At 72.3% G+C, this 22,983-nt stretch carries 22 protein-coding genes; 7 read left to right on the top strand and 15 right to left on the bottom strand.

Annotation, left to right across the window (positions count from 1 at the left end; all coding sequences use genetic code 11):
* Positions 1-34: 34 nt before the first annotated feature.
* The 9 genes from ABEA43_RS37625 to ABEA43_RS37585 all read right to left on the bottom strand — a co-directional run bounded on the left by ABEA43_RS37625 (position 35) and on the right by ABEA43_RS37585 (position 9,316).
* Entirely contained in the window at positions 35-1,522 is a 1,488-nt protein-coding gene (locus ABEA43_RS37625) for a class I adenylate-forming enzyme family protein (protein ID WP_345569542.1), read from the bottom strand.
* A 192-nt stretch (positions 1,523-1,714) separates the two neighbouring features.
* On the bottom strand, positions 1,715-2,878 hold the full coding sequence (locus ABEA43_RS37620) for an FAD-dependent monooxygenase (RefSeq protein WP_345569540.1): 1,164 nt from the start codon (positions 2,876-2,878) through the stop codon (positions 1,715-1,717).
* Positions 2,879-3,013: 135 nt separating this feature from the next.
* Positions 3,014-3,832, bottom strand: coding sequence for an SAM-dependent methyltransferase (locus ABEA43_RS37615; protein WP_345569538.1), 819 nt, complete (start codon positions 3,830-3,832; stop codon positions 3,014-3,016).
* Between the two features lie 68 nt (positions 3,833-3,900).
* The gene (locus ABEA43_RS37610) at positions 3,901-4,554 is read right to left on the bottom strand and encodes a response regulator transcription factor (protein WP_345569536.1); all 654 of its coding nucleotides are present in this window, start codon (positions 4,552-4,554) and stop codon (positions 3,901-3,903) included.
* Positions 4,518-5,834 carry a sensor histidine kinase gene (locus ABEA43_RS37605; RefSeq protein WP_345569534.1) on the bottom strand — a complete coding sequence of 439 codons (1,317 nt, stop codon included), beginning with the start codon at positions 5,832-5,834 and terminating at the stop codon, positions 4,518-4,520. Before ABEA43_RS37605 ends, ABEA43_RS37610 begins: the two co-directional genes overlap by 37 nt.
* Before the next feature lie 103 nt (positions 5,835-5,937).
* A complete protein-coding gene (locus tag ABEA43_RS37600) occupies positions 5,938-6,087 on the bottom strand; it encodes a hypothetical protein (protein WP_345569532.1) in 150 nt (49 codons plus the stop codon).
* A 16-nt stretch (positions 6,088-6,103) separates the two neighbouring features.
* Complete coding sequence (locus tag ABEA43_RS37595) at positions 6,104-7,156, bottom strand: CU044_5270 family protein (RefSeq protein WP_345569530.1); 1,053 nt, start codon at positions 7,154-7,156, stop codon at positions 6,104-6,106.
* Complete coding sequence (locus ABEA43_RS37590) at positions 7,153-7,665, bottom strand: RNA polymerase sigma factor (protein WP_345569528.1); 513 nt, start codon at positions 7,663-7,665, stop codon at positions 7,153-7,155. Before ABEA43_RS37590 ends, ABEA43_RS37595 begins: the two co-directional genes overlap by 4 nt.
* Positions 7,666-7,741: 76 nt before the next feature.
* A complete protein-coding gene (locus tag ABEA43_RS37585) occupies positions 7,742-9,316 on the bottom strand; it encodes an OmpA family protein (RefSeq protein WP_345569527.1) in 1,575 nt (524 codons plus the stop codon).
* 188 nt (positions 9,317-9,504) lie between these two features.
* Here ABEA43_RS37585 and ABEA43_RS37580 point away from each other — a divergent pair, with 188 nt between their 5' ends.
* Together ABEA43_RS37580 and ABEA43_RS37575 are read left to right on the top strand one after the other, a co-directional pair.
* Positions 9,505-10,869 (top strand): sensor histidine kinase, encoded by a 1,365-nt coding sequence (locus ABEA43_RS37580; RefSeq protein ID WP_345569526.1) that lies wholly within the window; start codon positions 9,505-9,507, stop codon positions 10,867-10,869.
* 44 nt (positions 10,870-10,913) lie between these two features.
* Complete coding sequence (locus ABEA43_RS37575; protein ID WP_345569524.1) at positions 10,914-11,579, top strand: serine hydrolase domain-containing protein; 666 nt, start codon at positions 10,914-10,916, stop codon at positions 11,577-11,579.
* Here the strand turns inward: ABEA43_RS37575 and ABEA43_RS37570 are convergent.
* Positions 11,553-12,359 carry a helix-turn-helix transcriptional regulator gene (locus ABEA43_RS37570; RefSeq protein ID WP_345569522.1) on the bottom strand — a complete coding sequence of 269 codons (807 nt, stop codon included), beginning with the start codon at positions 12,357-12,359 and terminating at the stop codon, positions 11,553-11,555. The genes ABEA43_RS37575 and ABEA43_RS37570 overlap by 27 nt on opposite strands.
* Before the next feature lie 75 nt (positions 12,360-12,434).
* On the opposite strand from ABEA43_RS37570, the gene ABEA43_RS37565 reads away from it, so the two are divergent.
* Positions 12,435-13,151, top strand: coding sequence for an SDR family oxidoreductase (locus ABEA43_RS37565; RefSeq protein WP_345569520.1), 717 nt, complete (start codon positions 12,435-12,437; stop codon positions 13,149-13,151).
* Between the two features lie 112 nt (positions 13,152-13,263).
* Here ABEA43_RS37565 and ABEA43_RS37560 read toward each other — a convergent pair whose 3' ends face one another.
* On the bottom strand, positions 13,264-14,025 hold the full coding sequence (locus tag ABEA43_RS37560; protein WP_345569519.1) for an SDR family oxidoreductase: 762 nt from the start codon (positions 14,023-14,025) through the stop codon (positions 13,264-13,266).
* Between the two features lie 105 nt (positions 14,026-14,130).
* Here ABEA43_RS37560 and ABEA43_RS37555 point away from each other — a divergent pair, with 105 nt between their 5' ends.
* On the top strand, positions 14,131-14,931 hold the full coding sequence (locus tag ABEA43_RS37555) for a helix-turn-helix transcriptional regulator (RefSeq protein WP_345569517.1): 801 nt from the start codon (positions 14,131-14,133) through the stop codon (positions 14,929-14,931).
* Between the two features lie 10 nt (positions 14,932-14,941).
* On the opposite strand, the gene ABEA43_RS37550 is transcribed toward ABEA43_RS37555, so the two are convergent.
* From ABEA43_RS37550 to ABEA43_RS37535, 4 genes are read right to left on the bottom strand one after another with little or no spacing between them, the layout of a single operon-like run.
* Positions 14,942-15,523 (bottom strand): GTP-binding protein, encoded by a 582-nt coding sequence (locus ABEA43_RS37550; protein ID WP_345569515.1) that lies wholly within the window; start codon positions 15,521-15,523, stop codon positions 14,942-14,944.
* Complete coding sequence (locus ABEA43_RS37545) at positions 15,504-15,854, bottom strand: DUF742 domain-containing protein (RefSeq protein WP_345569513.1); 351 nt, start codon at positions 15,852-15,854, stop codon at positions 15,504-15,506. The genes ABEA43_RS37550 and ABEA43_RS37545 overlap by 20 nt, the downstream gene beginning before the upstream one ends.
* Complete coding sequence (locus ABEA43_RS37540) at positions 15,851-16,276, bottom strand: roadblock/LC7 domain-containing protein (protein ID WP_345569511.1); 426 nt, start codon at positions 16,274-16,276, stop codon at positions 15,851-15,853. Before ABEA43_RS37540 ends, ABEA43_RS37545 begins: the two co-directional genes overlap by 4 nt.
* Complete coding sequence (locus tag ABEA43_RS37535; RefSeq protein ID WP_345569509.1) at positions 16,257-18,977, bottom strand: sensor histidine kinase; 2,721 nt, start codon at positions 18,975-18,977, stop codon at positions 16,257-16,259. Before ABEA43_RS37535 ends, ABEA43_RS37540 begins: the two co-directional genes overlap by 20 nt.
* Positions 18,978-19,347: 370 nt before the next feature.
* Here ABEA43_RS37535 and ABEA43_RS37530 point away from each other — a divergent pair, with 370 nt between their 5' ends.
* The 3 genes from ABEA43_RS37530 to ABEA43_RS37520 all read left to right on the top strand — a co-directional run bounded on the left by ABEA43_RS37530 (position 19,348) and on the right by ABEA43_RS37520 (position 22,951).
* Positions 19,348-20,730 (top strand): sensor histidine kinase, encoded by a 1,383-nt coding sequence (locus ABEA43_RS37530; protein ID WP_345569507.1) that lies wholly within the window; start codon positions 19,348-19,350, stop codon positions 20,728-20,730.
* Between the two features lie 88 nt (positions 20,731-20,818).
* Entirely contained in the window at positions 20,819-21,208 is a 390-nt protein-coding gene (locus ABEA43_RS37525; RefSeq protein ID WP_345569506.1) for an ATP-binding protein, read from the top strand.
* Positions 21,209-21,361: 153 nt separating this feature from the next.
* Entirely contained in the window at positions 21,362-22,951 is a 1,590-nt protein-coding gene (locus tag ABEA43_RS37520; protein WP_345569505.1) for an FAD-dependent oxidoreductase, read from the top strand.
* The last annotated feature ends 32 nt before the right edge of the window (positions 22,952-22,983 follow it).

The following is a 22,983-nucleotide window of genomic DNA, read 5'->3' as shown; positions in this document are numbered from 1 at the left end:
TCCATCCGCTGGCCGCCGAAGTCGCCAGGGGTTCTCACACGGCGCCCGCATCGGGGCGTTCGAGCAGGTCGAGGAGCCGCGGCTTGACCACCTTCCCCAGGTGGTTCTTCGGCAGCTCGGGCAGGAACACCAGCCGGCCCGGCAGCTCGTGCCCGGCCAGCCGGTCCAGCAGGAACGTACGCAGATCGGCGGCGGCCACCGGATACCGGGTCACGACGGCGGCGCCGGCCACCCGGCCGAGCACCGGATGCGGCAGGCCGACCACCGCGGCCTCCGCGACCGCCGGATGCTCGTACAGCGCCGCCTCCACCTGGAGCGTGGACACCTTGTACGCGCCCGACTTGATGACGTCGCTCTCCCGGTCCACCAGGTAGAGGTAGCCGTCCCGATCGAGGTAGCCGACGTCCCCCATGCGCACCCAGCCGTCACGGAAGACGGTGTCGCTCAGCTGCCGGTCCCGGTAGTAGGCCCGGGTCCCGGCGGGGCAGCGCAGCCAGACCTCGCCCTGCTCGCCGGCCGCGGCCGGTCCGCCGTCCGCCGTGACGATCTTGAGGTCTCCGCCGGCCGACGGGCGCCCCACCGACGCGGGCCGGTCGGGATCCACGATCATCACGGTCTGCGCGGGCGCCGCCTCGGTGGAGGTGTAGTAGTTGACGATCGCCGCCTTCGGGAACGCCTCGGCCAGGCCCGTCGCCACGGAAGGCGGCAGGCTGGCCGCGGTCGAGCCCAGGAGCCGGACGCACGACAGGTCGTACCTTTCGTGGACCCGCGCGTTGAGCAGCTCGATCGCCATGGCGGGCACCACGAACACCGTCCCCGCACCGTACGACTCGATCAGCCGGGCGAAGCGGCCCGGCGTGAAAAGCGGCAGGGTCAGCGCGGCCGGGCAGGCGTCCAGGGCGTTGACGAGCATGGTCTGACCGGCGTTGCTGCCGATCGGGAAGGCGTGCAGGAAGTGCTGCGAGTGCGCGAGCTTGCGACGCCGCGGACCGGCGGAGACGCCGTGGGCGAGGTTCGCGTGGGTGGCGCCGACGCCCTTGGCCCGGCCGGTCGTGCCGGAGGTGTAGATGATCTGCGCCAGCCGCTCGGGGGTGGCGTGGCCCACCGGGCCGTCGTCGCCGGGGTCCAGCCCGGCCGGCGTCGCCCGCCATTCGCCCGCGTCAGGCGGTTCGACGCCGGCGCCGTGCAGGACCGCGGTCACGGAGCAGTCCGTCAGCGCGTGCGCCACCTCGGCGGGAGCCAGCCGGTCCGACAGCGGTACGGTCACACCGCCGGCCCGCATGACGCCGCACCAGGCGACCGCGAAGTCGATCCAGTCACGCTCGCCGAACAGCAGCCCGACCCGCGCACCGGACGGCAGGCCGCGGGCGAGCAGCGCGTGCGCGACCGCGTTCGCCCGCCTGTCCCAATCGCCGAACGAGAGCTCGCCCACGCCCGCCACCACGAGCGCGGCCCGCGTGGGCTGCTCCCCGGCCCGGCGCGCGAGCAGATCGGGGAGCGTGAGCCGAAGGTCTCCGCTCACCACGCCAACATTCCGAAATATTTCGACCGCATGCCTCACCCCGTGACGGGCAGCCCACAGGGTCCGCCCGCAGTTGAGTTGCCGCAGAACGCTCTTGTATCGGAAGAATAGGCAACGGAAGGCCGGATGCAACAGTGAAATTTTTTAAAAGTTATCGAAACTTTCGGAACTGATGGCCGGGGACTCCGGCGGTCAGCGGCGGAACCCCGGCAGCGAGTAGAGCCGGTCGAGGAGCTGGCTGGCCCGGAAGTACAGCTTCGGCGGCACGTGCGGGAGCACCGGGGAGTGCCGGTCGCCGAGCAGCGCGACGATCTGCTCCGCCGGCAGGTCCATGTAGCGCGGCAGGTTCTCGTACCAGCGGGCGCTGTAGTGGGCCGCCTTCTGGGCGGCGCGGATCGCGGACTTGCGCTCGCGCTCGTATAGGGCGAGGGCCGGCTGCAGCGGCGAGCCCTCGTGCAGCGCGTGGACGAGGAAGGCGGCGTCCCCGAGCGCGAGCGCGGTGCCCGCGCCGACGGAGTAGTGGGTCGTGTGCGCGGCATCCCCGATGAGGACGAGGTTGTCGCGGTGCCACGTCCGGTTGGTCAGGGTGCGGAAGTTCAGCCACTGCGCGCTGCCGTCGGCCTGCGACCGGCCGATCAGCGGGTGCCCGTCCAGGATGTCGGCGAAGAGCTTCTCCAGCACGGCCAGGCCGTCGGCCTCGTTCGCCTCGTGGAGCCCGAGCCCGGTCCAGGTCTCGGGGGCGCACTCGACGACGCAGGTGCTGTTGTCCTGGCCGTACTTGTAGCCGTAGCACCAGATCCAGCCGTGCGGCGTCTCCACGAACGAGAAGACGAACGCGTCGAAGACCTTGGTGGTGCCGAGCCAGATGTAGTGGTTCCGCCCGACCGCGACCTTGGGGCGGAAGTGGTCGGCGTGCCGTTCGCGCAGCGCGCTGTTGATCCCGTCGCCGGCGAGGACCAGGTCGGCGTCGGCCACCTCTTCCTCGTCGGCGATCTCGCGCTCGAACTCCACCCGCACGCCGAGGTCGCTCGCCCGCTGGGAGAGGATGCCGAGCAGCTCGCGCCGGCCGATGCCGAAGCTCGCGTCCCCGTGGTGGACCGTCACCGTCGTGCGGTCGCGGATGTCGGTGACCCAGCTGTTCCAGCTCACCGCGCGCTCGCTGATGGCGCGCGCGGACTCGGGGTCCGCGCCGTGCAGGTTGCTGAGCAGCTCGTCCCAGAAGGTCACGCCCCAGCCGTACGTCGAACCGGCCGGGTTCCGCTCGTAGATGGTGATGTCATGGGACGGGTTCACCCGCTTCATCATGATCGCGAAGTACAGGTTGGCGGGCCCGCCGCCGACGCAGGCGACCTTCACGCGACCTCCTATGTGACTTAAGGTATCCAATCTGTCACATAGAGTATCGGATGGTGTACGGCGGGCAGAGTTGCCCGGCGGGGCACCGGGGTCAGGAAATGACCAAGTATTGGGCAGGTTGCCCGGGGCGGCCGCTCAGCGCAGGCGGCCGACCGCGGCCAGGACGCCGCCCTTGGCCAGGCCGGACGGCCGGTACGGGTCGTCGTTGCGCCAGTCCTGTACGGGCACGACCCCGGGATCGAGCAGCTCCAGCCCGGTGAAGTAGCCCGCGATGGTCTCCCGGTCCCGCCACGCGATCGAGCCGGAGGCGGAGCGCTGGTAGACGCCACGCGCCTCGTCCATCTTGTCCGCCTGGCCGGCGGCGGGCTCGATGTAGCTGTGCGAGATCACCAGGTGGCCGCCGGGCACCAGGGCGTCGCGGAGGGTGGAGACGATCGCGGCCACCTCGGCGTCGTCGTGGAAGAAGTGCAGCACGGCGGCCGCGATGATCGCGACCGGCCGTCCGAGGTCGAGGTGGGCGGCCGCGGCCTCCAGGATGGCGTCCGGCCGGTGCAGGTCGCCTTCGGCCACGTGGGTGAGGGGGTCGCCGGCGAGCAGGGATCTGGCATGGGCGAGCACGATGGGGTCGTTGTCGACGTACACGACCTCGGAACCGGGCGCGACCCGCCCGGCCACCTGGTGCACGTTGTCCTGGGTGGGCAGGCCGGCGCCGACGTCGAGGAACTGCCGCACGCCCGATTCGGCGATGTGCTGCACGGCGCGGATGAGGAAACCGCGGTTGGCCAGGGCCATCTCCCGCACGTCCGACCCGTTCTCCCTGGCGAGCCGGACGATCTGCTCGGCCGCCTCACGGTCGGCGTGGAAATTGTCCGTTCCGCCGAGGTAGTAGTCGTACATCCGCGCGACGCTGGGAATCGTGGGGTCTACGCCTTGAGGAGCCTGCTCATCCGCCATTGGCCTGCCTTCCTCGCTTTTATCGGATCATACGAGGAAAGGGGCCTTTTGTGATCTTCGCTGGCCGGTCAGCCGGGCTCGGCCTCAAGATAGGCCAGCACGGCCAGCACCCGCCGGTTGTGGTCGTCGGAGGGCGGCAGCCCGAGCTTGGCGAAGATGTTGTTCGTGTGTTTGCCGATCGCCTTGTCGGTGACGAGCAGCCGGGCGGCGATCGCGGCGTTGGACAGGCCCTCGGCCATCATCGCGAGCACCTCGCGCTCCTTGGGGGTGAGCCGGCCGAGCGGCTCGTCGCGGGTGCGGCGGGTGAGGAGCTGGGAGATCACCTCGGCGTCCATGGCCGTGCCGCCGGCCGCGACCCGGCGGACCGCCTCGACGAACTGCTCCACGTCGCCGATCCGGTCCTTCAGCAGGTAGCCGACCGCGCCCGCCCGGTCGGACAGCAGCTCGCGGGCGTAGAGCTGCTCGACGTACTGGGAGAGGATCAGCACGGGCAGGCCGGGGTGCCTCCTGCGGGCCTCCAGCGCCATGCGCAGCCCTTCGTCGGTGAGGGTCGGGGGCAGGCGCACGTCGATCACGGCCACGTCGGGGCGGTGCCGGATGAGGGCGTTCAGCAGCATCGGGCCGTTGTCGACCGCCTCGGCCACCTCGAAGCCGTGCGCGGTCAGCAGGCGGACGAGCCCGTCCCTCAGGAGGGCGAGATCTTCGGCGATGACGACGCGCACGGTATCTCCATGGTGAGTTCGGTGGGGCCCCCGGGGGGACTTGTGACGATCAGCTCTCCGTCGAACGCCGACAGCCGGCGCCGGATCCCGTCAAGCCCGCTCCCAGCGCCCTCCGAAGGATTGCGGCCGGGTGCCGGGGTGGCGCCTCCCTGCCCGTTGTCGCCCACGACGAGCCGGAGCACACCGGCCGAGCGGCGCAGCCGCACCCATGCGCGGGTGGCGCCGCTGTGCTTGGTCACGTTGGTCAGCGCCTCGGCGGCCGAGAAGTAGAGCGCGGACTCGACGGGCGCCTCGGGGCGTTCGGGCAGGTCGATGTCGAGGTCCACGGGGATGGGGCAGAGCAGCGCGGCGGCCTGGATCGCGCCGCCGAGCCCGCGGTCGGCCAGCACCGGGGGATGGATCCCGTTGACCAGGTCGCGCAGGTTCGTGAGCGCCTGACCGGCCGACTCCCACGCCTCCCTGACCAGCCCGCGCAGCTGCTCGGGGTCGGTGACGGTCCTGGCCAGCCCGAGGCTCATGCGTACGGAGATCAGCCTGGCCTGCGCGCCGTCGTGCAGGTCGCGCTCGATCCTGCGCAGCTCGGCCGCCTGCGCGTGCACGACCGCGGCCCTGGACTCGGTCAGCTCCCTGACCCGGGCGTCCAGCCCGGGTGCGGGCCGCAGCAGCCGCTCGGCCAGGCGAGCCTGCGACCAGTGCAGCAGTACGCCGACCGCCAGCGCGACGGCCACGATGGCGAGGACCGACAGTGAGAGCGCCAGCGTCAGCGGCCGGGTGTTCTCCACCACGCGCAACCGCCAGATCAGGCGCACGGCCGACAGCAACGTCCCGACGGCGATCAGGCACGCGGGCCCGGCGACGGCGTGCACGGCCAGCCACCCCAGCGCACGCCCCGACCCCTCACCACCCACGAACGCCCGGCCCGGCCCGCCGCCCGCGACCCACCGGCGTGGCCCGCCGCCCGCGACCCAGCGGGGTGGTTCGCCGGGGTCCCGGCCGAGGGTGTACGCCGCCCACGCCCCGTGGAAGGCGGCCAGCGCGTGGACCGCGCCAAGAACGCGGGCCAGCGGCCGCCGCCCGAGCCCGCGTACGGGGACCAGCGCCGCGCACACCCCTGCCAGAACGAGCAGCACCGCCGCCACCACGCCCGTGACGGCGTTCAGCACCAGCCCCGCCGCAGGTTCGAGCACCCGGAGGACGGCCCGCGCGGCGAGCACGTGGCGAACCGGCCGCCCCGCTGGAGGCCCGGCGGGCGGCTCCGGCGCACGGCGCGTTCTGTTCATGACAGCAGTCTGCCCGCTCCGCGCCGCCGGGACGGTGGGGCCGGCCCCACCCCGGCAGGGGGCAAAATGCCACCTCAGGCCGATGGAACGCCTCCCGGCGCGATCAGCCCCGTACGTGAGCCGCCGCCAGACGCCGGAGCGTGGGCAGGATCCACGGCGGGCAGTCCGGCCGCGCGGCCTCCTCCAGGACGCCGGCCCCCAAGCTCGGGCTTCCGGCTCGGGTGGTGCAGGTGGAGGTGCTGGTGCTCGTCATGACAGGGAATCCTAAGTCAGTACGTGCCCACGCAGCCCTTGCAGCCCGGCGGCGGAGCCGGGCGGGTGTCGCTCCACCCCGCCTGCTTGATGATCGAGGCCATCCACGGCACGCCCGCGCCCAGCCCCGGGACGGGCCCGACGTGCTGGACCGCGAGCAGGTCACCGCTCTGCCTGTCGATGACGAGCTGGGTCCGGTCGCCGCCTGAGGCAGGCAGCTGGAGGGCCACCCCGAGCCGGCCTTCCGGGTCGCGCACCTGGTCGATCACGCTGACGCCGGGGAGCGTGGCCAGCATGAGGTAGGCCGCCGCGCGCGTGCCCGAGGTGGCCGGGACGTCCCGGACCAGCCGGGTGCCGGCGCGCAGCATCCAGTCCGCGCGGCTCACCGAGCTGCCGGCCGGATACCTCTTCGAGAGCGCGGCCTTGAGCGCGCCCGCCTCCTGGGGCAGCGCGAGCAGCTCGGCCGGCGTCGGCGCCCAATTGGCCTTCCTGTTGGTCGCTCTCGCGTCCGTTCCGAAGATCAGGGCCTCGGCGAGGGTGTGGCGCGGGTAAGAGCGCGGGTTCTTGTCGCAGCCGCGGGCGGGGCACAGCTTGGGGGAGCCCGCCCGCCGCCAGGTCTCGGTGTTCTTCGCGCCGTACGGCACGGCGGAGACGGCCTCGTACCAGCTGTACACGTCGTTGTCCTGGCCGAAAGCCAGCACGTCGAGACCGCGTTCCTCGACGAGGTAGCCGTCCTCGCCCTTCGTCCTGAGCAGTTCCTCGGTCTCCAGCCGCCAGTAGCGGCCCGTGCCGGCCGGCCGGGCCGCCAGCCTGCCGGCCGCCTCGGTGAGCACCTGCTGGGGCGTGGCGGCGGCGGGCGGCCGTGCGGCCTGGGGCAGCAGGAGCGCGATCGCGCCGATCACCAGCGCGACGGCCGCCGCGGCCAGAATCATCACGCGCCGGCCCGATGCCGCCGGGGGCTTGGCGCGGGCGGCTCCGGCGAGCCGGGCGCGCGTCGCGGCGAGCTGCTCCGGCGTGAGCGGTGGCACGTCCGGCATCACGCGGTCGATGAACTCGAATTCCCTCGTCATGCGTCCACTCCCAGCGCCTCGCGCATTTTCGTCCTGGCCCGGCTCAGCCGTGAGGCGACGGTGCCTTCCGCGACGTTCAGCGCGCCGGCCACCTCCGCGTAGCTCAGCCCGCCGTACGCGACGAGCAGCACCACGTCCCGCTCGCCGGTCGAGAGGCCGGCCAGCAGCCCGGCCAGCCGGCCGACCGTGACCCCGGCGGTGAGCCGGTCCACCACCCGCTGGTCGTGCCCGTCGTCGTCGGGCGGCGGCCCGGTCCTGGCCAGCGCGCGATAGTGGCGCAGCTCGGCCCGCCGGTGCCGCCTGATGAGGTTCGTGGCGATGCCGTACAGCCACGGCCTGACCTCGCCGGACGAGGCGTCGAACAGTTCACGCCGCCTGAAGGCGATCAGGAAGGTCTCGGCCGCGAGGTCCTCGGCCACGTCGAGGCCGACCCGGCGGCCGAGATAGCGGCGGATCTCCGCGTAGTGGGCGTCGAAGACCGCCGTGAACGCGTCTGGGGCGGTGATCACTCAAGAACTCCGGAATGAGAAGGGCACATCTGCTCTTGCCCGCCCGGACGCGCTCCTTCCCGGCTGTTTTCGCGGCCTACTGGACGGGCACCCGCAGCTCGCGGAACGTCGCGATCTTCACCTGGAGCGTGGAGGCCGCATCGGGCAGCGCGAACAGGCTCCAGAACTCCCGCTCCTGGCCCGGACCGAACTTCTCGGTGCTCAGCCGCACGCCCGACACGTCCGTGCAGGCGCAGTAGGAGTCGGTGTCGCCGTCGTCCGCGGGCACCTGGAGGCGGCCGGGCAGGTATCGGCGGCGGGTGGCCGCGTCGGTCAAGGTGATGTTGGAGGCGGCCTGATACTTGAACGACATCCAGTCCCGTGCCTGGTGCAGCTCGTTGAACCAGGCTTCGGCGTCGCCCTCGTTCTTGACCCGGTAGGTCAGCAGGCCGAGCCCGCCCGGCAGCCGCCGCAGGCCGGTGACCCGCATGGCGATCGGCTGGCCCGCCGCCTTGCCGGTGCCGGTCAGCTCGCCGTCCCCCTGGGTCGCGGACGGTACGGAGGTGGCCGGGCTCGCCTGCTCCTGAGGCTTGGCGAAGGTGACGGTGACGCGGCGGTTGCGCCGCTTGCCCTCGTCGGTGTCGTTGCCGTAGAGGGGGCGGTGGGAGCCGTACCCCTTGGCCTGGAGCCGCACGCCCTGCCGGGTGATCAGGGCGGTCAGCGCCTTGCGCACGGCCTGGGCGCGGCGGGTGGACAGCGGGTCGTTGATGGCGTCGGTGCCCGAGGAGTCCGCGTGCCCGTCCACCTGTACGCGGGAGCCGGGCGAGGCGTCGACGAGCTTGGCGGTACGCGCGAGCACGGCGCGGGCCTTGGCCGTGAGGGTGGCCTTGTCCACCGCGAACAGCACGTCCGAGGAGAGGCTGATCCGCAGGTCCGTACCGTCGTCGGCGGTCTCCTCCGCGTTGTCCGGCGACTCCGACGGGGTGACCAGCCGGCGGGTGACGGTGGTGACGGGCTCGGCGTCCGGGTCGGGGATCGTCATGCCGGGCAGGGTCACCGGCGGATCGTCGCTGATCGGGACGTCCGGCATCGGCGGGCCCACGGGGGTGACGACGGTGGTGGTCGCGGGGTTGCCCGAGGGGGCGGGCAGGACCGCGTACACGGTGATCGACTCACCGGCGTCGATGAAGTAGCCGAGCCCGTCGCGGTCCTGGTCGCTGCACAGGCATGGGAAGTCGGCCGGCTGGTACGGCAGGATCCAGGAGCGCGCCTGCGCGTCGAGCACGCCGATGCCGGAGGCCCAGCGGATCTGGCCGAGCGGCCGGGTGTTGTCGCCCATCTCGCCGGTCCACGGCAGGTGCTTGCCGTCGCCGGTGTTGGTCAGCCTGAGCTGGGCGACCAGGTGCTTGCCCTTGATCCGGTTCAGGCCGACGACCTCGACCTTGAGGCTCTCCGTCATCGTGCTGACCGTCTGCGCCAGCGCCGGCCGGGTGTCCTGACCCGGCGCACCGGGAGTGGCCGGGGAAGCGGTCGGGGGAGTGGTGGCCGGTGCGGTGCCGGTCGGCGGTGGCGCGGCTGTCGATGGCGCGGCCTGCTGGGGCAGACCGCAGGCGGTGGCCGTGGCCAGGACGATCAAGGAGGAAGCGATCCGGGTACGCACCTGCGAGATCATGCCGCAAATTCCGACCTGTCGCGTAATTTCGACGTATTTGCCGTATATGGAGTCGTGCACTGCGACGCGGCCTGACCGCCCGACCCCCCTTGACCATGCCTCGGCGTGGTCAAGGGGCTTTGACCATCCGCGGGTAATTCGCGTCGATCGGTGCGGGAAGTGATAGGAGGTGGCCAGAGGGGTATCGCGTGTCATTTCCTTCCTATCGGCTTTCCGTGCAGGCGATCCTGGTGGTGGCGACCGGCGTCCTGTCGCTGATCGCCCTCAGCGCGATCGCCGTGGCCGCGGACATGGTGATCCGCAGCAACATCGAGCACAGCGTCTTCGCGGACACGCGGCGCGCGACCACCGATTGGATCGGGTCGATGGACACGGCCACGCCGCCGCCGCCCGTCACCACGTCCGAGGTCGACCTGCTGCAGCTCGTCGACCCGACCGGGAAAGTGGTCTCGGCCAGCAGGGCGGCCGCCGGACGCCCGGCGCTGAGCGAGCACTGGCCCCAGTCCGACGACCGGATCCAGGACTTCACCGAGTGCTCCGGGTCGGGATGCGTCATGCTCACCGCCACCAGGCCCTCGCCGCAGGAGGAACAACTGCTGTGGGGCGGTGAGTCGCACGTCGTCTACGCGGGGCGGGACCAGCCGGCGATCCTGGGCACGCACCGCCTGGAGCTGTACCTGGCCGCGGGCGTGCTGACGGGCAGCGCGCTGCTGGTGATGACGGCCTGGCTGCTGATCGGGCAGGCGCTGCGGCCCGTGGAGCAGATGCGGCGGCGGATCGCCAGGGTCACGGTGACGGATCTCGGGCTGCGCGTGCCGGAGCCGCCCGGCAGGGACGCGATCGCCCGGCTGGCCAGAACCGCGAACGAGACGCTGTCCCGCCTGCAGGAAGCGGTCGAGCACCAGCGCCATTTCGCCTCGATGGTGTCGCACGAGCTGCGTACGCCGCTGACCGGCCTGCGCGCCCAGCTGGAGGAGTCGGCCCTGTATCCCGAGGTGGATCCGCGGCTGGCCATCAGGGACGCGCTCGGGACGGTGGAGCGCTGCCAGCTGATCATCGACGAGATGCTGATGCTGGCCCGCGTCCGCACGTCCCCGCACCGGCCGGAGCGGGTGAACCTGACCGCTCTGGTACGGGCGGAGGCCGTGCTGCGGTGCACGAAGGTGCCGATCCAGGTCTACGCCGACGAGCACGTGGAGGTCTGCGGCAACCCCGTGCAGCTCGCGGAGGTGCTGGTGAACCTGCTGCTCAACGCCCAGCGGCACGCTCGCAGCCGGGTGGAGGCACGGGTGGCGCGGTCGGAGGGGCACGCGGTGGTCAGCGTGCGCGACGACGGCATCGGCATCGAGGAGGAGGATCGCGAGCGGGTGTTCGAGCCCTTCGCCCGCCTGGTCGAGGCACGCCGCCGCGACCCTCAGGGCAGCGGCCTGGGCCTGGCGATCTCCCGCGCCATCGCCCAGGCGCACCACGGCAGCCTGACCGTCGAGGACTCGCCCCTGGGCGCCGACTTCGTCCTGCGGCTGCCGCTGCTGGACGACACGGCCCCCGTGTAGTTCCCCGGTCCTGCGTCGAGGCTCCGGCTTCCTTGAGGCGTTCCATGCCGTATCGCCTCCTCGGACGGATGGCGGTGCGGGCGTACCTGCCGGAGCTCGCCGCCGAGCCGGGCGCCGCCTTCAGCTACCACAACACCAACTACCAGATCGCCGCGCGGCTCGTCGAAGTGGTGAGCGGCCGGCCGTTCGCGGCCTACCTGGACGCGAACGTGTTCGCGCCGCTCGGCATGCGGCGCAGCAGGACCATCGACACCGACCGCGACCTGCCCGGCAGCGCCCGCGGCCACCTGTACGTCCTCGGCCGGGCCATCGCCCTGCCCGAGCCGGCCGGGTTCGGCAACGGCTCAGGGGGAGTCCTCAGCAGCGCCGGCGACATGGCGCGCTGGCTGATCGCCCAGGACACCGGCGTACTCTCGCCCCGGAGCGTCAAAGGAGCTGCGCACGCCGTCCAAGCAGAACCCCGGGTACGCCCTCGGCTGGTCGATCGGCACGACCGGGCGCGGCCGCTCGCCCTGTGCGCGGCGATCGCCCCGATCTTCCGCGTGCTCGCCCGGGGTGGCGACATCATGTGGATCCAGGTGGTCTATCTCTATCCGACGTTCATGATCTGGCTGGTGTCGGCGGCGACGGCGGGCACGGCGGTGGCCGCCGCGCGGCTCTACCACGCCGTACGTCCGGCGAGGTCAGCCGGCGGCGGCCAGGTGGCGTAGCGCGCGGGCGTGGGAGGTGCCCGGGTCCGCGGTGATGAAGACGACCTCCTGGTCGTCGTCGGGCACGGTCAGCACGTCGCAGTTCAGCCGCAGCCGGCCGGCCGCCGGGTGGTCGACGACCTTGGTGCGGTGGCCGGGGGCGTGCACGGGGTTGTCCTCCCAGATCTGGACGAACTCCTCGCTCCCGGCGCGCAGCTCGGCCAGCAGGCGGGTGAGCGCCTCGTCGTGCGGGTAGCGGGCGGCGGCGCGGCGCAGCCTGGCGACCACGATGTGGCCGAACTCCTCCGCGCTGGAGCTGTCGTACATGTCGTCGAGGCCCAGGAAGCGGCGGCGGGCCAGGTTCGGCTGCCCGCCGAAGCCGCCGCCCAGCAGCGCGCGGGCGAGCGGGTTCCAGGCGATGACGTCGTAGGTGGCGTCGGTGACGATGGCCGCCGTGCCGGGGATGCGGTCCAGCAGGCTCGCCACGTGCGGGCGGACCCGGTGCGCCGGGTCGGCGGGCGGCGCGGGGCCGGCGCCGGCCAGGGTGAAGAGGTGGGTGCGCTCGCTGGGGCCGAGCCTGAGCGCGCCGGTGAGGGCGTCGAGGATCCGCGGCGACGGGCGGGGACCGCGGGCCTGTTCGAGGCGGGCGTAGTAGTCGACGGACATGTGCGCCAGCTCGGCGACCTCTTCGCGGCGCAGACCGGGCGTGCGGCGGCGCCGGTCGGCGGGCAGCCCGACGTCGGCGGGGCGCAGGGACTCCCGCCGCGCCCGCAGGAACCTGGCCAGATCCACCCTCGCCATCGGGCGCCTCCTTCCCGGCTGCCAGGGATCGGTTGTCCCTGGCTGGAGCCGTGCGGCTGCGGAATCGTCGATGTCATGAAGGATTACACAGCACTGGTCACCGGTGCGAACACGGGCATCGGCCTGGAGATCGCCCGCCGGCTCTCCGCCGAGGGCATGACCGTCTACGTCGGCTCCCGGGACGCGGGGCGGGGCGAGCGGGCCGTCGAGGAGATCGGGGGCGGCGCGCGTCCGCTGGTCCTCGACGTCACCGACGCGGCCGGCATCGCCGCGGCCGCGCGGCAGGTCGATGGCCTGGACACCCTGGTCAACAACGCCGGCATCATGGTGGACGGCCGTCCGGCTCCGGAGGCCGACGTCGACAGCTTCCGCCGTACGTACGAGACGAACCTGTTCGGGGTCCTCGCGGTCACCAACGCGTTCCTGCCGGCGTTGCGCCGCTCCTCCAGACCCCGCATCGTGAACGTCTCCAGCGGCACCGGCTCGCTGGCCTGGAGCGCGGACCCGGAGCGCGAGTTCGCCGTCGCGGCCGGAGCGGGGGCCGCCTACCGCTCGTCCAAGTCGGCGCTCAACGCGTTGACGCTCTACTACGCCCAGGCGCTGGCCGCCGACGGGTTCAAGGTGAACGCCCTGGCGCCGGGCCTGCGGGCGACCGGGCTCAACGCGCGGGCCGCCGCGGCGGGGGAGGACCCGGCGGAGGGCGCGGCCGGGGCGGTGCGGCTCGCCCTCCTGCCGGACGACGGCCCGACCGGCGGCTTCTTCTCCTGGGACGGCACCACCGTGCCCTGGTGACCCTCCCTCGTGCCGCCTGTCACGACGCCCGGCTCGTGCCGCCTGTGCGCCCGGCTTGTGCTGCCTGCACGCGCGGCTCGTGCTGCCTGTGCGCCCGGTGAAGCCGTGCCTGTCATGCCTGGCCGGTGGGCAGGACGATGACCTGGCGCAGGTTGACGCGCCTGTCCCGGCTGACCGTGTAGCCGATGAGGTCGGCGATGTCGTCCGCCGTCATGGCGGTGAACGCCTCGTACATCCCGTCCAGCTGCGCGCTCAGCTCATCGTTGGAGACGTGCCCGCCCAGCTCGGTGTCCGTCAGGCCGGGCTCGATGTTGGTGACGCGGACGCCCCGGGGCCCGAACTCCGCGCGCAGCGACGCGGACAGGTGGGTCAGCGCCGCCTTCGTGGCGGCGTAGACGGCGTAGGCGGGGAAGACCGCGTGCGCGCCGATGGAGGAGATGTTCACCAGGTCGGCCGTGCGCCCCTCGGCCGCCGCCGCGAGCAGGTCCGCGGTGAACGCCCGGATGATCCGCAGCGCGCCCGTCACGTTGGTGTCGATCATCCGTGTCCACTCGTCCAGCCGGCCGTCGTCCAGGGGGTTGGGCAGCATCACGCCCGCCGCGTTGACGACCAGATCCACCCGGCCCAGCTCGGCGTGGATCAGCTCCACGGCCGCGGCGACGTCGTCGTCGCTGGTCACGTCCACCGTGACGGCCAGCGCGGTGCCGCCCGCGGCGGTGATCTCCTTCGCCAGCGCGGCCAGCCGGTCGGCGCGCCTGGCCAGCAGGGCGACCTTCGCCCCGCCCGCCGCCAGCAGCCGCGCCGTCGACTCGCCCATGCCGCTGGCCGCTCCGGTGACGATCGCGACGCGTCCGGCGAGATTCTGGTAGCTCATCAGGGGTTCCCTTCGTTTCGTTCGACGGGAACAACAGTGGCCGAATCGGACGAAGCTACCCAGAGCATGCGTTTTCCTGGTAACCGCAGTACTACCCTTGCTGACGTGGAAGGTGACCTGGGCAAGTTCCTGCGTTCCCGCCGGGCTCGGATCCGTCCCGAGGAGGCCGGGCTGTCGGCCGGTGGCCGGCGGCGCGTGGCCGGGCTGCGGCGCGAGGAGGTCGCGCTGCTCGCCGGCGTGAGCGTCGACTACTACATCCGGCTCGAACAGGCCCGCGTGCAGAACGTCTCCGACGCCGTCCTGGACGCGATCGCCCGGGTGCTCCGGATGGACGTCATCGAGCGGTCGCACCTGACCGACCTGCTCCGCCCGGCCCGCGGGGAGCCCGTCGCCGGCGAGGTGCGGCCCGGGATGCGGTTGCTGCTGGACATGGCGGCGCACGTACCGGCGTTCATCCTCGGCCGGCGGATGGACGTGCTCGCCTGGAACGCGCTCGGCGACCGGATCTCCGGGTTCACCGCCATGCCGCCGGGCGAGCGCAACATGGCCCGCCAGACGTTCCTGAACCCCCAGGCCCGCACTCTCTACCGGGAGTGGCCGGCCGTGGCCGCCGAGACGATCGCGTACCTGCGGCTGTACGCGGGCAGGCACCCGGGTGATCCCCTGCTGGCGGCCCTGATCGCCGACCTGTCCGCCGACCCCGGATTCCGCCGCCTGTGGGAGGAGCACCACGTCGCCGAGAAGACCTTCGGCGTCAAGCTGATGGACCATCCCGAGTTCGGGCGGCTCGACTTCGGCTACGAGACGCTGTCGTCCCCCGGCGAGCCCGAGCTCCTGGCCGTCATGTACACCGCCGATCCGGCGTCGGAGACCGGCCGCAAGCTCGCCGGGCTGCGGCCCGCCTGACGGGTGCCGCTCAGGCGCCCTCCACCGCGTACGTGACCAGCGTGGTGAGCACCCTCTTGACGGAGTCGCGGTCGCGCACGTCGCACAGCACGATGGGGATGTTCTCGCCGAGGCCGAGCGCCCTGCGCACCTTGACCGGGTCGTGGCGGCGGGCGCCGTCGAAGCAGTTCACGGCGACCACGAACGGGATGCCGCGCTGCTCGAAATAGTCCACCGCGGGAAAGCTGTCCTGCAGGCGGCGGGTGTCGGCCAGGACGACGGCGCCGAGCGCGCCGAGCGCCAGCTCGTCCCACATGAACCAGAACCGGTCCTGCCCAGGGGTGCCGAACAGGTACAGCCACAGCCCCTCACGGAAGGTGATGCGGCCGAAATCCAGCGCCACGGTGGTGGTGCTCTTGGACTCCACGCCCGAGGTGTCGTCCACCCCGATGCCACGGTCGCTCAGCAGCTCCTCGGTGTGCAACGGCCGGATCTCGCTGATGGTGCCGACCATGGTCGTCTTGCCGACGCCGAAGCCGCCCGCGATGAGGATCTTGATGGCCAAGGCCGAGGCGACCGCGGTCGTCCCCGGCTCAGAGGCTGCGTAGTCCATGCAGCACTTCCCTGTAGATGCGTTCGTCGAACGTCTGCGCGATGGGACGTGGGCGCTCGATGGTGATCAGACCCTCGCGCCGCAGGTCACCCAGGATCACCCGGGTGATGTTGAGCGGCAGCCGGAGGTGCGCCGCGACGTCCGCCACCGGCGTGGGCCTGCGGCACGCCGACAGCACGGCGCGATGTTCCGGGATCAGGTCCGCGGGCTGGTACGCGCCGTCGACCGTCGTGACGATGGCGACCAGGTCGAACGTCTCGCCCTGCGGGCGCGCCCGGCCGCCGGTCAGCCCGTACAGCCGGATCAGCGGCCCGGGATCTTCGCCTGTCACGGTCTCGCGCCGTTCCAGGCGGGTGCCGGTGCCGCTCCCCTCGGCTGCGAGGAGAGGTGCTCGCCGACCCTCTTGACCATGAGCGCCATCTCGTACGTGACCATGCCCAGCTCGGCGTCGCCCGCGGCGAGCACGGCCAGCCGGGCGCCCTGGCCGGCCGCGGTGACGAACAGGAAGCCGCCCTCCATCTCGATGATCGTCTGTCGTACACCGCCCAGGCCGAAGTGCCGTCCCGCGCCCATGGCGAGGCTGTGGCTGCCGGCGGAGATGGCGGACAGGTGTTCGGAGTCCTCCCTGGTCAGCTCCCTGGAGCCGCCCATGGCCAGGCCGTCGGCGGACAGCACGATGGCGTGCTTGATGCCCGGGACGCGCTGGGTGAGATCGTCGAGCAGCCAGCTCAGTTCATTTCTGGGGTCGGACATCGGGATGGTCGTCCTTTCGGTTCCACAAATCTTGTCCCTGCTCCGCGGTCTGGCGGCCTTGCTGCCACCCGCGTTGCATCGACGACATGAGCTGCGCGAGCTCTTCCGGCGAGCGCGCCGAGACCGCGCGCCGCTCGGCGCGGCCGGAGGTCCGTAGCTGGGGGGCCATGCTGGCCTGCGGTACGCGCATCGGCAAACCGTCGAGATCCTCGTCCGCCTCGTGAGCCGGGACGGTGACGCTCCACTCGACGGCTGGGCGCGGCGGCATGGCCGGACGGCGAGCCGGCTCGGCCACCGGCTCACCGACAGGCCTGGAAACCGGCGCACCCGCCGCCTCAGGCCCGGTCACAGAGCCGGTCACCGGCCCCTGCGCCGGTACGGTCAGCGGCCCGGTCACAGGCCCGGTCGCCGGGTCGCCGGTCAGCGGGCCGGTTGCAGGTCCGGTCACTGGTCTGGTCGTCGGCTCAGGCCGGGGTGCCGGCTCGGCTCCGGGCGGAGGCGCGGTCGCCGGGTTCGGCTTCGGCGTCTGGCGGGCCTCGAACCAGGCCACGCTCTCGGTCTCCTGAGCGTGCACAGCCGGATCAGGCAGCCCGCCGGGAACGGCCGGGTCGCCGAAGCCCGGCAGGCCGCCGGCGATCGGCGAGCCGTCGAAGGCGCCATCAGGGACAGGCGGGTCGCCGAAGCCGGCCGGGACGCTGTGGCCGTTCACGACGGTGCCGCCACCGTGCCGGGGCCCGGCGGGGGCCGTGCCGATCGCGCGCAGCGGCCGGCTGGTGAGCGGCGCCCCACGGTCGGCGGGCCCGGTGGCCGGCGCGTCGGCGTAGACGAGCATGGCCGAGGGCAGCAGCACGATCGCGGTGGTCCCGTCGTACGGCGAGCGGCGCAGCATGATCTTGATGCCGTGCCGCCCGGCCAGCCTGGACACCACGAACAGGCCGAGCCGGTCGCTGTCGGCCAGGTCGAACTCCGGCGGCTCGGCCAGCCGGGCGTTCAGGTCGTCGAGGGTGGTCTGACTCAGCCCCAGCCCCCGGTCCTCCACTTCGAGCGCGAAGCCGTTGGCCGCGTTCACGCTGCGGACGTGCACGCTCGTGTCGGGCGGTGAGAAGACCGCGGCGTTCTCGACCAGCTCGGCGACGAGGTGGATGACGTCGGTGACGGTGGCGCCGACCAGCAGCGGCGCGTGCGGCATCGGCGCGACGGTGATCCGGGTGTAGTCCTCGACCTCCAGCACCGCCGCGCGCACGACGTCGAACAGCGGCACCGGGTCGCGCCACCGGCGGGCGGGCGCGGAGTCGGACAGGATGATCAGGTTCTCGGCGTGCCGCCGCATGCGGGTGGTCAGGTGGTCGAGCTTGAACAGGTCCTCCAGGACCTCCGGCTCGTCGACCCGGCGCTCCATGGTGTCGAGCAGCGCGAGCTGGCGGTGCAGCAGCGCCTGGTTGCGGCGGGCCAGGTTGAGGAAGACCTGGCCGACGCCCTTGCGCAGGGTCGCCTGGCCCACGGCGGCCTCGACCGCGGTGCGGCGTACGGCCGAGAACGCGTGCACCACGCGATCGACCTCGGCGGTCTCGGCACGGTCCAAACCGGGAGCCTCGGTGGCCGGGTCGACGTCCTCGCCGCGGCGCAGCCGTTCGACCAGCCAGGGCAGCCGCTGCTCGGCCAGCTCCACCGCCGAGGCCTGCAGCCGCCGCAGCTCGTCGATGAGCGAGCGGCCGAACCGGTACGACAGCGCCAGCGACGCCACCACCACGGCCAGGCCCAGTGCGAGGACCAGCCCGATCCGCCAGTACGCCCCGCTCTTCTGCTCCTCGGCCGCCACCGCGGCGCGGGCGAGCTCCTCCTGCGTGTCGTGGTTGAGCGCGGTGAGCAGGGTCTCGGCGTCGCTCTTCCACTGCGCGGGCTCGACCGGCGGCGCGCCGTTGGTGTCCCAGCCGAACAGCTCGTCCTCGACCTCGACCAGCCGCTTGTATGGGGCGCTCGCGACCAGATTGTCGTAGTTCGCCCGCAGCTCGGGTCCCATGTCGCGCTCGGCGTTGGCGAAGACGAGCCGGCGGCTGGCCATCGCGGCGACGAACGCGCCCCGGTCGGTGGGGGTCATCTTGCGCTGCACGATCGTGCTGGTGAGCACCGCGTGCTCGCGGCCCAGGTACTCGGCCGTGGAGCTGTAGGCGGCCATGCCGCGCACCGCGCGGTAGGCCGAGACGTCGCTCAGCGCGTCGCGGTCGTTGAACTGCCGGTTCGCGGTGGCGATCAGGTTGTTGTACGCCTCGATGATCGTCAGCGGCGGGGCCAGCACGCCTCCGTCGGCCGAGGCACGCAGCGAGCGCAGCCCGTCGAGGGCCTGCACCAGCGCCCGCACCTGGGCCGGGGTCTCCGCGCCCGCCGACTCGACGTCGACGGAGCCGATGACCTCCCGCAGCCGCTCGGCCTTGCTGTCGGTGATCCGCCGCTGCTCGCCAAGCGGCGCGTACGCCGCCGTGCCCCGCACCGCCTCAGCCGAGAGCTGCCGCTCCCGCTGCAACTCCACGATGAGCTGGAGCACCGGCGAGCCGATGGCCTCCCACCGGTCCTGGGTCTGGGAGACCGTGGCGATCTCGTCCACGCTGGAGTACGCGATGAACCCCCACAGAACGACCATGGAGACCAGCGGAAGCAGGAGGATCCTGAGTAACTTGGTGCGGATCGGCAGGGGCGAGCTCATGCATGGTGTCCATTCTGCGCGTGGGCCATACGCCTCTGGGCAGTCGTGGCATCTGGTTCCGGCCGGCCTCCGCGATGCCTGCCGCGACTGGTACGCCTGTGGTCCGTCCACTATGCCGACGGGGCAGATGTACTTCAAGGTGCAGATGCGAAGAAACGTCACGAATGGCGGGTTGACTCTTTGTCAGCACACGGTTCGTGACCGTAACGGTTGGTGTCTCACGGAGTGTGACGATTTCCGGACTCTGCGGGCAGTCGTACCGAATGGGATTCTGGCTTTCCGGCGCTGTTAATCCGGATTTGTCGAGGAATCTCCCGGGATTAGCGGCGAACGCGATGACTGTGATGTTCTGACCGCCGGGGGAAGGCGCGTGAGCATATGGTCGGGCCGGTCGTTGCGGGTGCGGCTGGCACTGTTCGCAGGCATCGCCATGTTGCTGCTGAACATCGTCGTCAGCGCCTTCGTGCTGTACGGGATCAGGAGCCAGGCGACCGAGGCCCGGGCGCATGAAGTGTCCAGCAAGACCCTGCGCGTGCTGCTCCTGGTCAAGCGGAACCGGTTGCCCAAGACGTTGAGCGTGCCCGAGCTCGACGGCGTCCAGGTGGTCGACCCGGGCGGGCGCGTGAAGTCCTCCACGCCGAACCTGGCCGGCCAGCCCCGGCTCACCGAGGACATGCCCACCCGGGACCGGGCCAACGACGTCGAGGAGCTCTGCGACCTGCCCGGGTTCCCCGGCCGGTGCGAGATCGTGGTGGCTCTGCGCGCGTACCAGCCGGAGGGCGTGTGGGTCATCTACGGCTTCACCGCGTCGGTGCCCTGGTACGTCAGCCCGCAGGTGGTCGTGTTCCAGGTCAGCGTGACGGCGCTGCTCGTCGTCCTGACCTGGTTCGGCGTGTCGCGGATCGTGGCGCGGACGCTGGCGCCCGTCGAGAGCATCACGAGGCGGCTGGGCGAGATCACCGCGGGCGGGGGCGGGATGCGCCTCCCCGTGCCGGACAACCTGGACGACGAGATCAGGACATTGGCCGAGACCGGGAACGAGACGCTGGAGCGGCTGGAGGCGGCGATGGAGCGGCAGGTGGCCGCCATGGAGCAGCAGCGCAGGTTCGCCGGCGACGCCTCGCACGATCTGCGCAGCCCGATCACCGCCATGCGCACCCAGGTCGAGGACGCCATGCTGCACCCCGAGGACACCGACTGGCAGGAGGTGGGCAACGAGGTGCTGAGCAGCCTGGACCGGCTGCAGGCCATCGTCACCGACCTGCTCGAACTGACCAGGCTGGACGCCGGCGCCACCGGCGACTACGAGGACCTGGACCTGGGCGAGCTGGCCGCCGCCGAGACCGCCAGACCGCGTGACAAGCGGGTCGTCACCTTCCTGGAGCCGGGCGTGATCGTCACGGGCGACCGGCTGCAGCTGGCCCGCCTGCTGACGAACCTGCTGGACAACGCCGAGCGGCACGCCGAGACGCGCATCGTCGTGTCGGTGCGGCAGGAGGGCGACGACGCCGTGATGGAAGTGCTCGACGACGGCGCCGGCATCGCTCCCGACCAGCGTGAGATCGTCTTCCAGCGCTTCACCCGCCTGGACGCCTCGCGCAACCGCGACGCCGGCGGCACCGGGCTCGGCCTGGCCATCGCCCGCGAGATCGCGGCGGCCCACAGCGGCACGCTGACGCTGGAGGACTCCGACGCCGGGGCCCGGTTCGTGCTGTGGCTGCCGCTTCAGAGGGAGCCGTTCGCGGGATCCTGACCCCTTTCGGGGCGCATTCGGAAGACCCTCGACATACTGGACGGGCCTACGCGCGAGACGGCACGAAGACAAGACGGGACAGGACACGTTGGGCGACTCGCTCGGATTAAGCATCTCCATCAGCGCGGACCTGGCCGCGGCGCGCAATCTCGTACGCGACTACGCCACCGCCGCCGGCATGCCGGCCGACCGCGCGGACCTGCTCGCCCTGGCCGTCAACGAAGCCGTCACCAACGTCCTGGACCACGGCGGCGAAGGCGGGACGCTCAACGCCTGCGTCGACGGTCCTGGCATCACCGTGGAAGTGGTGGACAACGCCGGCGTCCTGCGCTCCGAGCACCTCCACCGCACGCCGGGGCCGCATCCCACCCGCGGCATGGGGCTCTTCGTGATCCGCCGCGTGTGCGACCGCATCCAGCTCGACCATCCGGACGGCCGGTCCAGGCTGCGCCTGTTCATGGGCTTCTCGGCGCCCTGACAGCCCTCCGGCCTGCAAAGACAGGGGAATGATCGGGGCGGACCCGGCTTACCGGGCGGCCCGCACGGGGTAGGTCTGCCCTGGCCGGGCCCGCGCCCGGACGCGTGCGGGGGCACGCCGGCGCGGCGTCGCGCTCAACGGGGGAGTGGGTTCGTGAAAGTCGTCGTCGATCTGACGCGCTGCCAGGGGTACGGGCAGTGCGCGTTCCTCGCTCCGGACGTCTTCACCATGCACGACGAGGCCCTCCTGTACGACCTGGACCCGGGCGACGAGCGGCGCGAGCACGTGCTGCGGGCGGCGGCGGCCTGCCCGGTCCAGGCCATCCACCCCGACTGGACGGCGATGCCGCAGCCCGTCGAGCGGCCCCGGGCGGCGGCGAACCCCGGCTTCATGAAGGACGGGCGCATCGTCATCGTCGGCGCCTCGCTGGCCGGCGCCAGAGCCGCGGGCGTGCTCAGGAGAGAGGGCTTCACCGGCTCGCTGACCCTGATCGGCGACGAGGTACGCGAGCCGTACGACCGGCCGCCCCTGTCCAAGCAGGTGCTCACCGGGCAGGTGCCGGTCGGCCACACCTTCCTGCCGCGCCTGCGCGAGGTCGAGGCCGAGTGGCTGTGCGGCACCCCGGCCACGGGCCTGGACGTGGCGGGCAAGCAGGTCCGCCTGGCCGACGGGCGCGAGATCGGCTTCGACCGCGTCCTGCTGGCCACGGGCACCCGCGCCCGGCCCTGGCCGGACGAGGCCGCGGCCCGGCTGAAGGGCGTCCACACGCTGCGCACCCTGGAGGACGCGGCCGGGCTGCGCGAGGCGCTGGCCGCCCGCCCGAGCCGGGTGCTGATCCTCGGCGCCGGGTTCACCGGCTGCGAGATCGCCTCGGTCTGCCGCGCGATGGGCCTGGAGGTGACGGTCGTCGAGCGCGGCCCGGCCCCGCTGGTGAACGCGCTCGGCTCGATGATCGGCGACGTGGCCGCGCGGCTGCAGCGCGAGCACGGCGTGGACCTGCGGTGCGACACGACGGTCACGGACCTGGAAGGCGACGCGGAAGGACGGCTGCGCTGCGCGCGGCTGTCGGACGGGAGCACGGTGGAGGCCGAGGTGGCCGTCGTCGCGCTCGGCTCGATCCGCAACGTCGAGTGGCTGCACGACTCCGGGCTGGCCGCCGGCGTGTGGGGGGTGGCCTGCGACGCCGGCTGCCGCGCGGTGGACACCAACGGCCTGGTCACCGACGACGTCTTCGTCGCCGGCGACATCGCCCGTTTCCCGCATCCGCTCTACCAGTACCAGTTCATGACGCTGGAGCACTGGGGGAACGCCGTCGCGCAGGCCGAGATCGCCGCCCACAACATGGTCAGCGACCAGGCGCACCGCTGGCCGCACCTGTCGGTGCCGGTGTTCTGGTCGAGCCAGTTCGGGGTGAACATCAAGTCGGTCGGGGTGCCCACCTTCGCCGACGAGATCATGATCACCCAGGGCTCGACGTCCGAGCACCGGTTCGTCGCCGTCTACGGCTATCAGGGGCGCGTCACCGCGGCGGTCACCTTCGACCAGGGCATCTGGCTGGAGTTCTACCAGCGCCTGATCGAGCGGGCCGAGCCGTTCCCGCCCGCCTTCCGGCACGTCGACCAGCGCGAGGAGGCGGCTCCCGTACCCGCTGGGGTGCCTGAGCGCCTGGTCGCCACCGCGGGGGCGACCGTCGTGGTGACCGGCCACGACCCGGCGGAACGCCGCGCCTCCCTGCGGCACTGACCGCCGCGCCAGCCACCCGTACCGACATCGAC

Origin of the sequence: Nonomuraea rosea, assembly GCF_039539705.1 — a bacterium.
Lineage (GTDB): Bacteria > Actinomycetota > Actinomycetes > Streptosporangiales > Streptosporangiaceae > Nonomuraea > Nonomuraea rosea.
Note: the sequence above shows the minus strand (reverse complement) of the source record. Positions and strands in the feature narration are given on the sequence as shown.

Bases quoted from the DNA above. Each gene is read 5' to 3' on its own strand.
- ABEA43_RS37615 (WP_345569538.1), bottom strand. From the start codon at position 3,832: ATGGCGGATGAGCAGGCTCCTCAAGGCGTAGACCCCACGATTCCCAGC.
- ABEA43_RS37605 (WP_345569534.1), bottom strand. From the start codon at position 5,834: ATGAACAGAACGCGCCGTGCGCCGGAGCCGCCCGCCGGGCCTCCAGCG.
- ABEA43_RS37600 (WP_345569532.1), bottom strand. From the start codon at position 6,087: ATGACGAGCACCAGCACCTCCACCTGCACCACCCGAGCCGGAAGCCCG.
- ABEA43_RS37595 (WP_345569530.1), bottom strand. From the start codon at position 7,156: ATGACGAGGGAATTCGAGTTCATCGACCGCGTGATGCCGGACGTGCCA.
- ABEA43_RS37585 (WP_345569527.1), bottom strand. From the start codon at position 9,316: ATGATCTCGCAGGTGCGTACCCGGATCGCTTCCTCCTTGATCGTCCTG.
- ABEA43_RS37575 (WP_345569524.1), top strand. From the start codon at position 10,914: ATGCCGTATCGCCTCCTCGGACGGATGGCGGTGCGGGCGTACCTGCCG.
- ABEA43_RS37570 (WP_345569522.1), bottom strand. From the start codon at position 12,359: ATGGCGAGGGTGGATCTGGCCAGGTTCCTGCGGGCGCGGCGGGAGTCC.
- ABEA43_RS37565 (WP_345569520.1), top strand. From the start codon at position 12,435: ATGAAGGATTACACAGCACTGGTCACCGGTGCGAACACGGGCATCGGC.
- ABEA43_RS37560 (WP_345569519.1), bottom strand. From the start codon at position 14,025: ATGAGCTACCAGAATCTCGCCGGACGCGTCGCGATCGTCACCGGAGCG.
- ABEA43_RS37550 (WP_345569515.1), bottom strand. From the start codon at position 15,523: ATGGACTACGCAGCCTCTGAGCCGGGGACGACCGCGGTCGCCTCGGCC.
- ABEA43_RS37540 (WP_345569511.1), bottom strand. From the start codon at position 16,276: ATGTCCGACCCCAGAAATGAACTGAGCTGGCTGCTCGACGATCTCACC.
- ABEA43_RS37535 (WP_345569509.1), bottom strand. From the start codon at position 18,977: ATGAGCTCGCCCCTGCCGATCCGCACCAAGTTACTCAGGATCCTCCTG.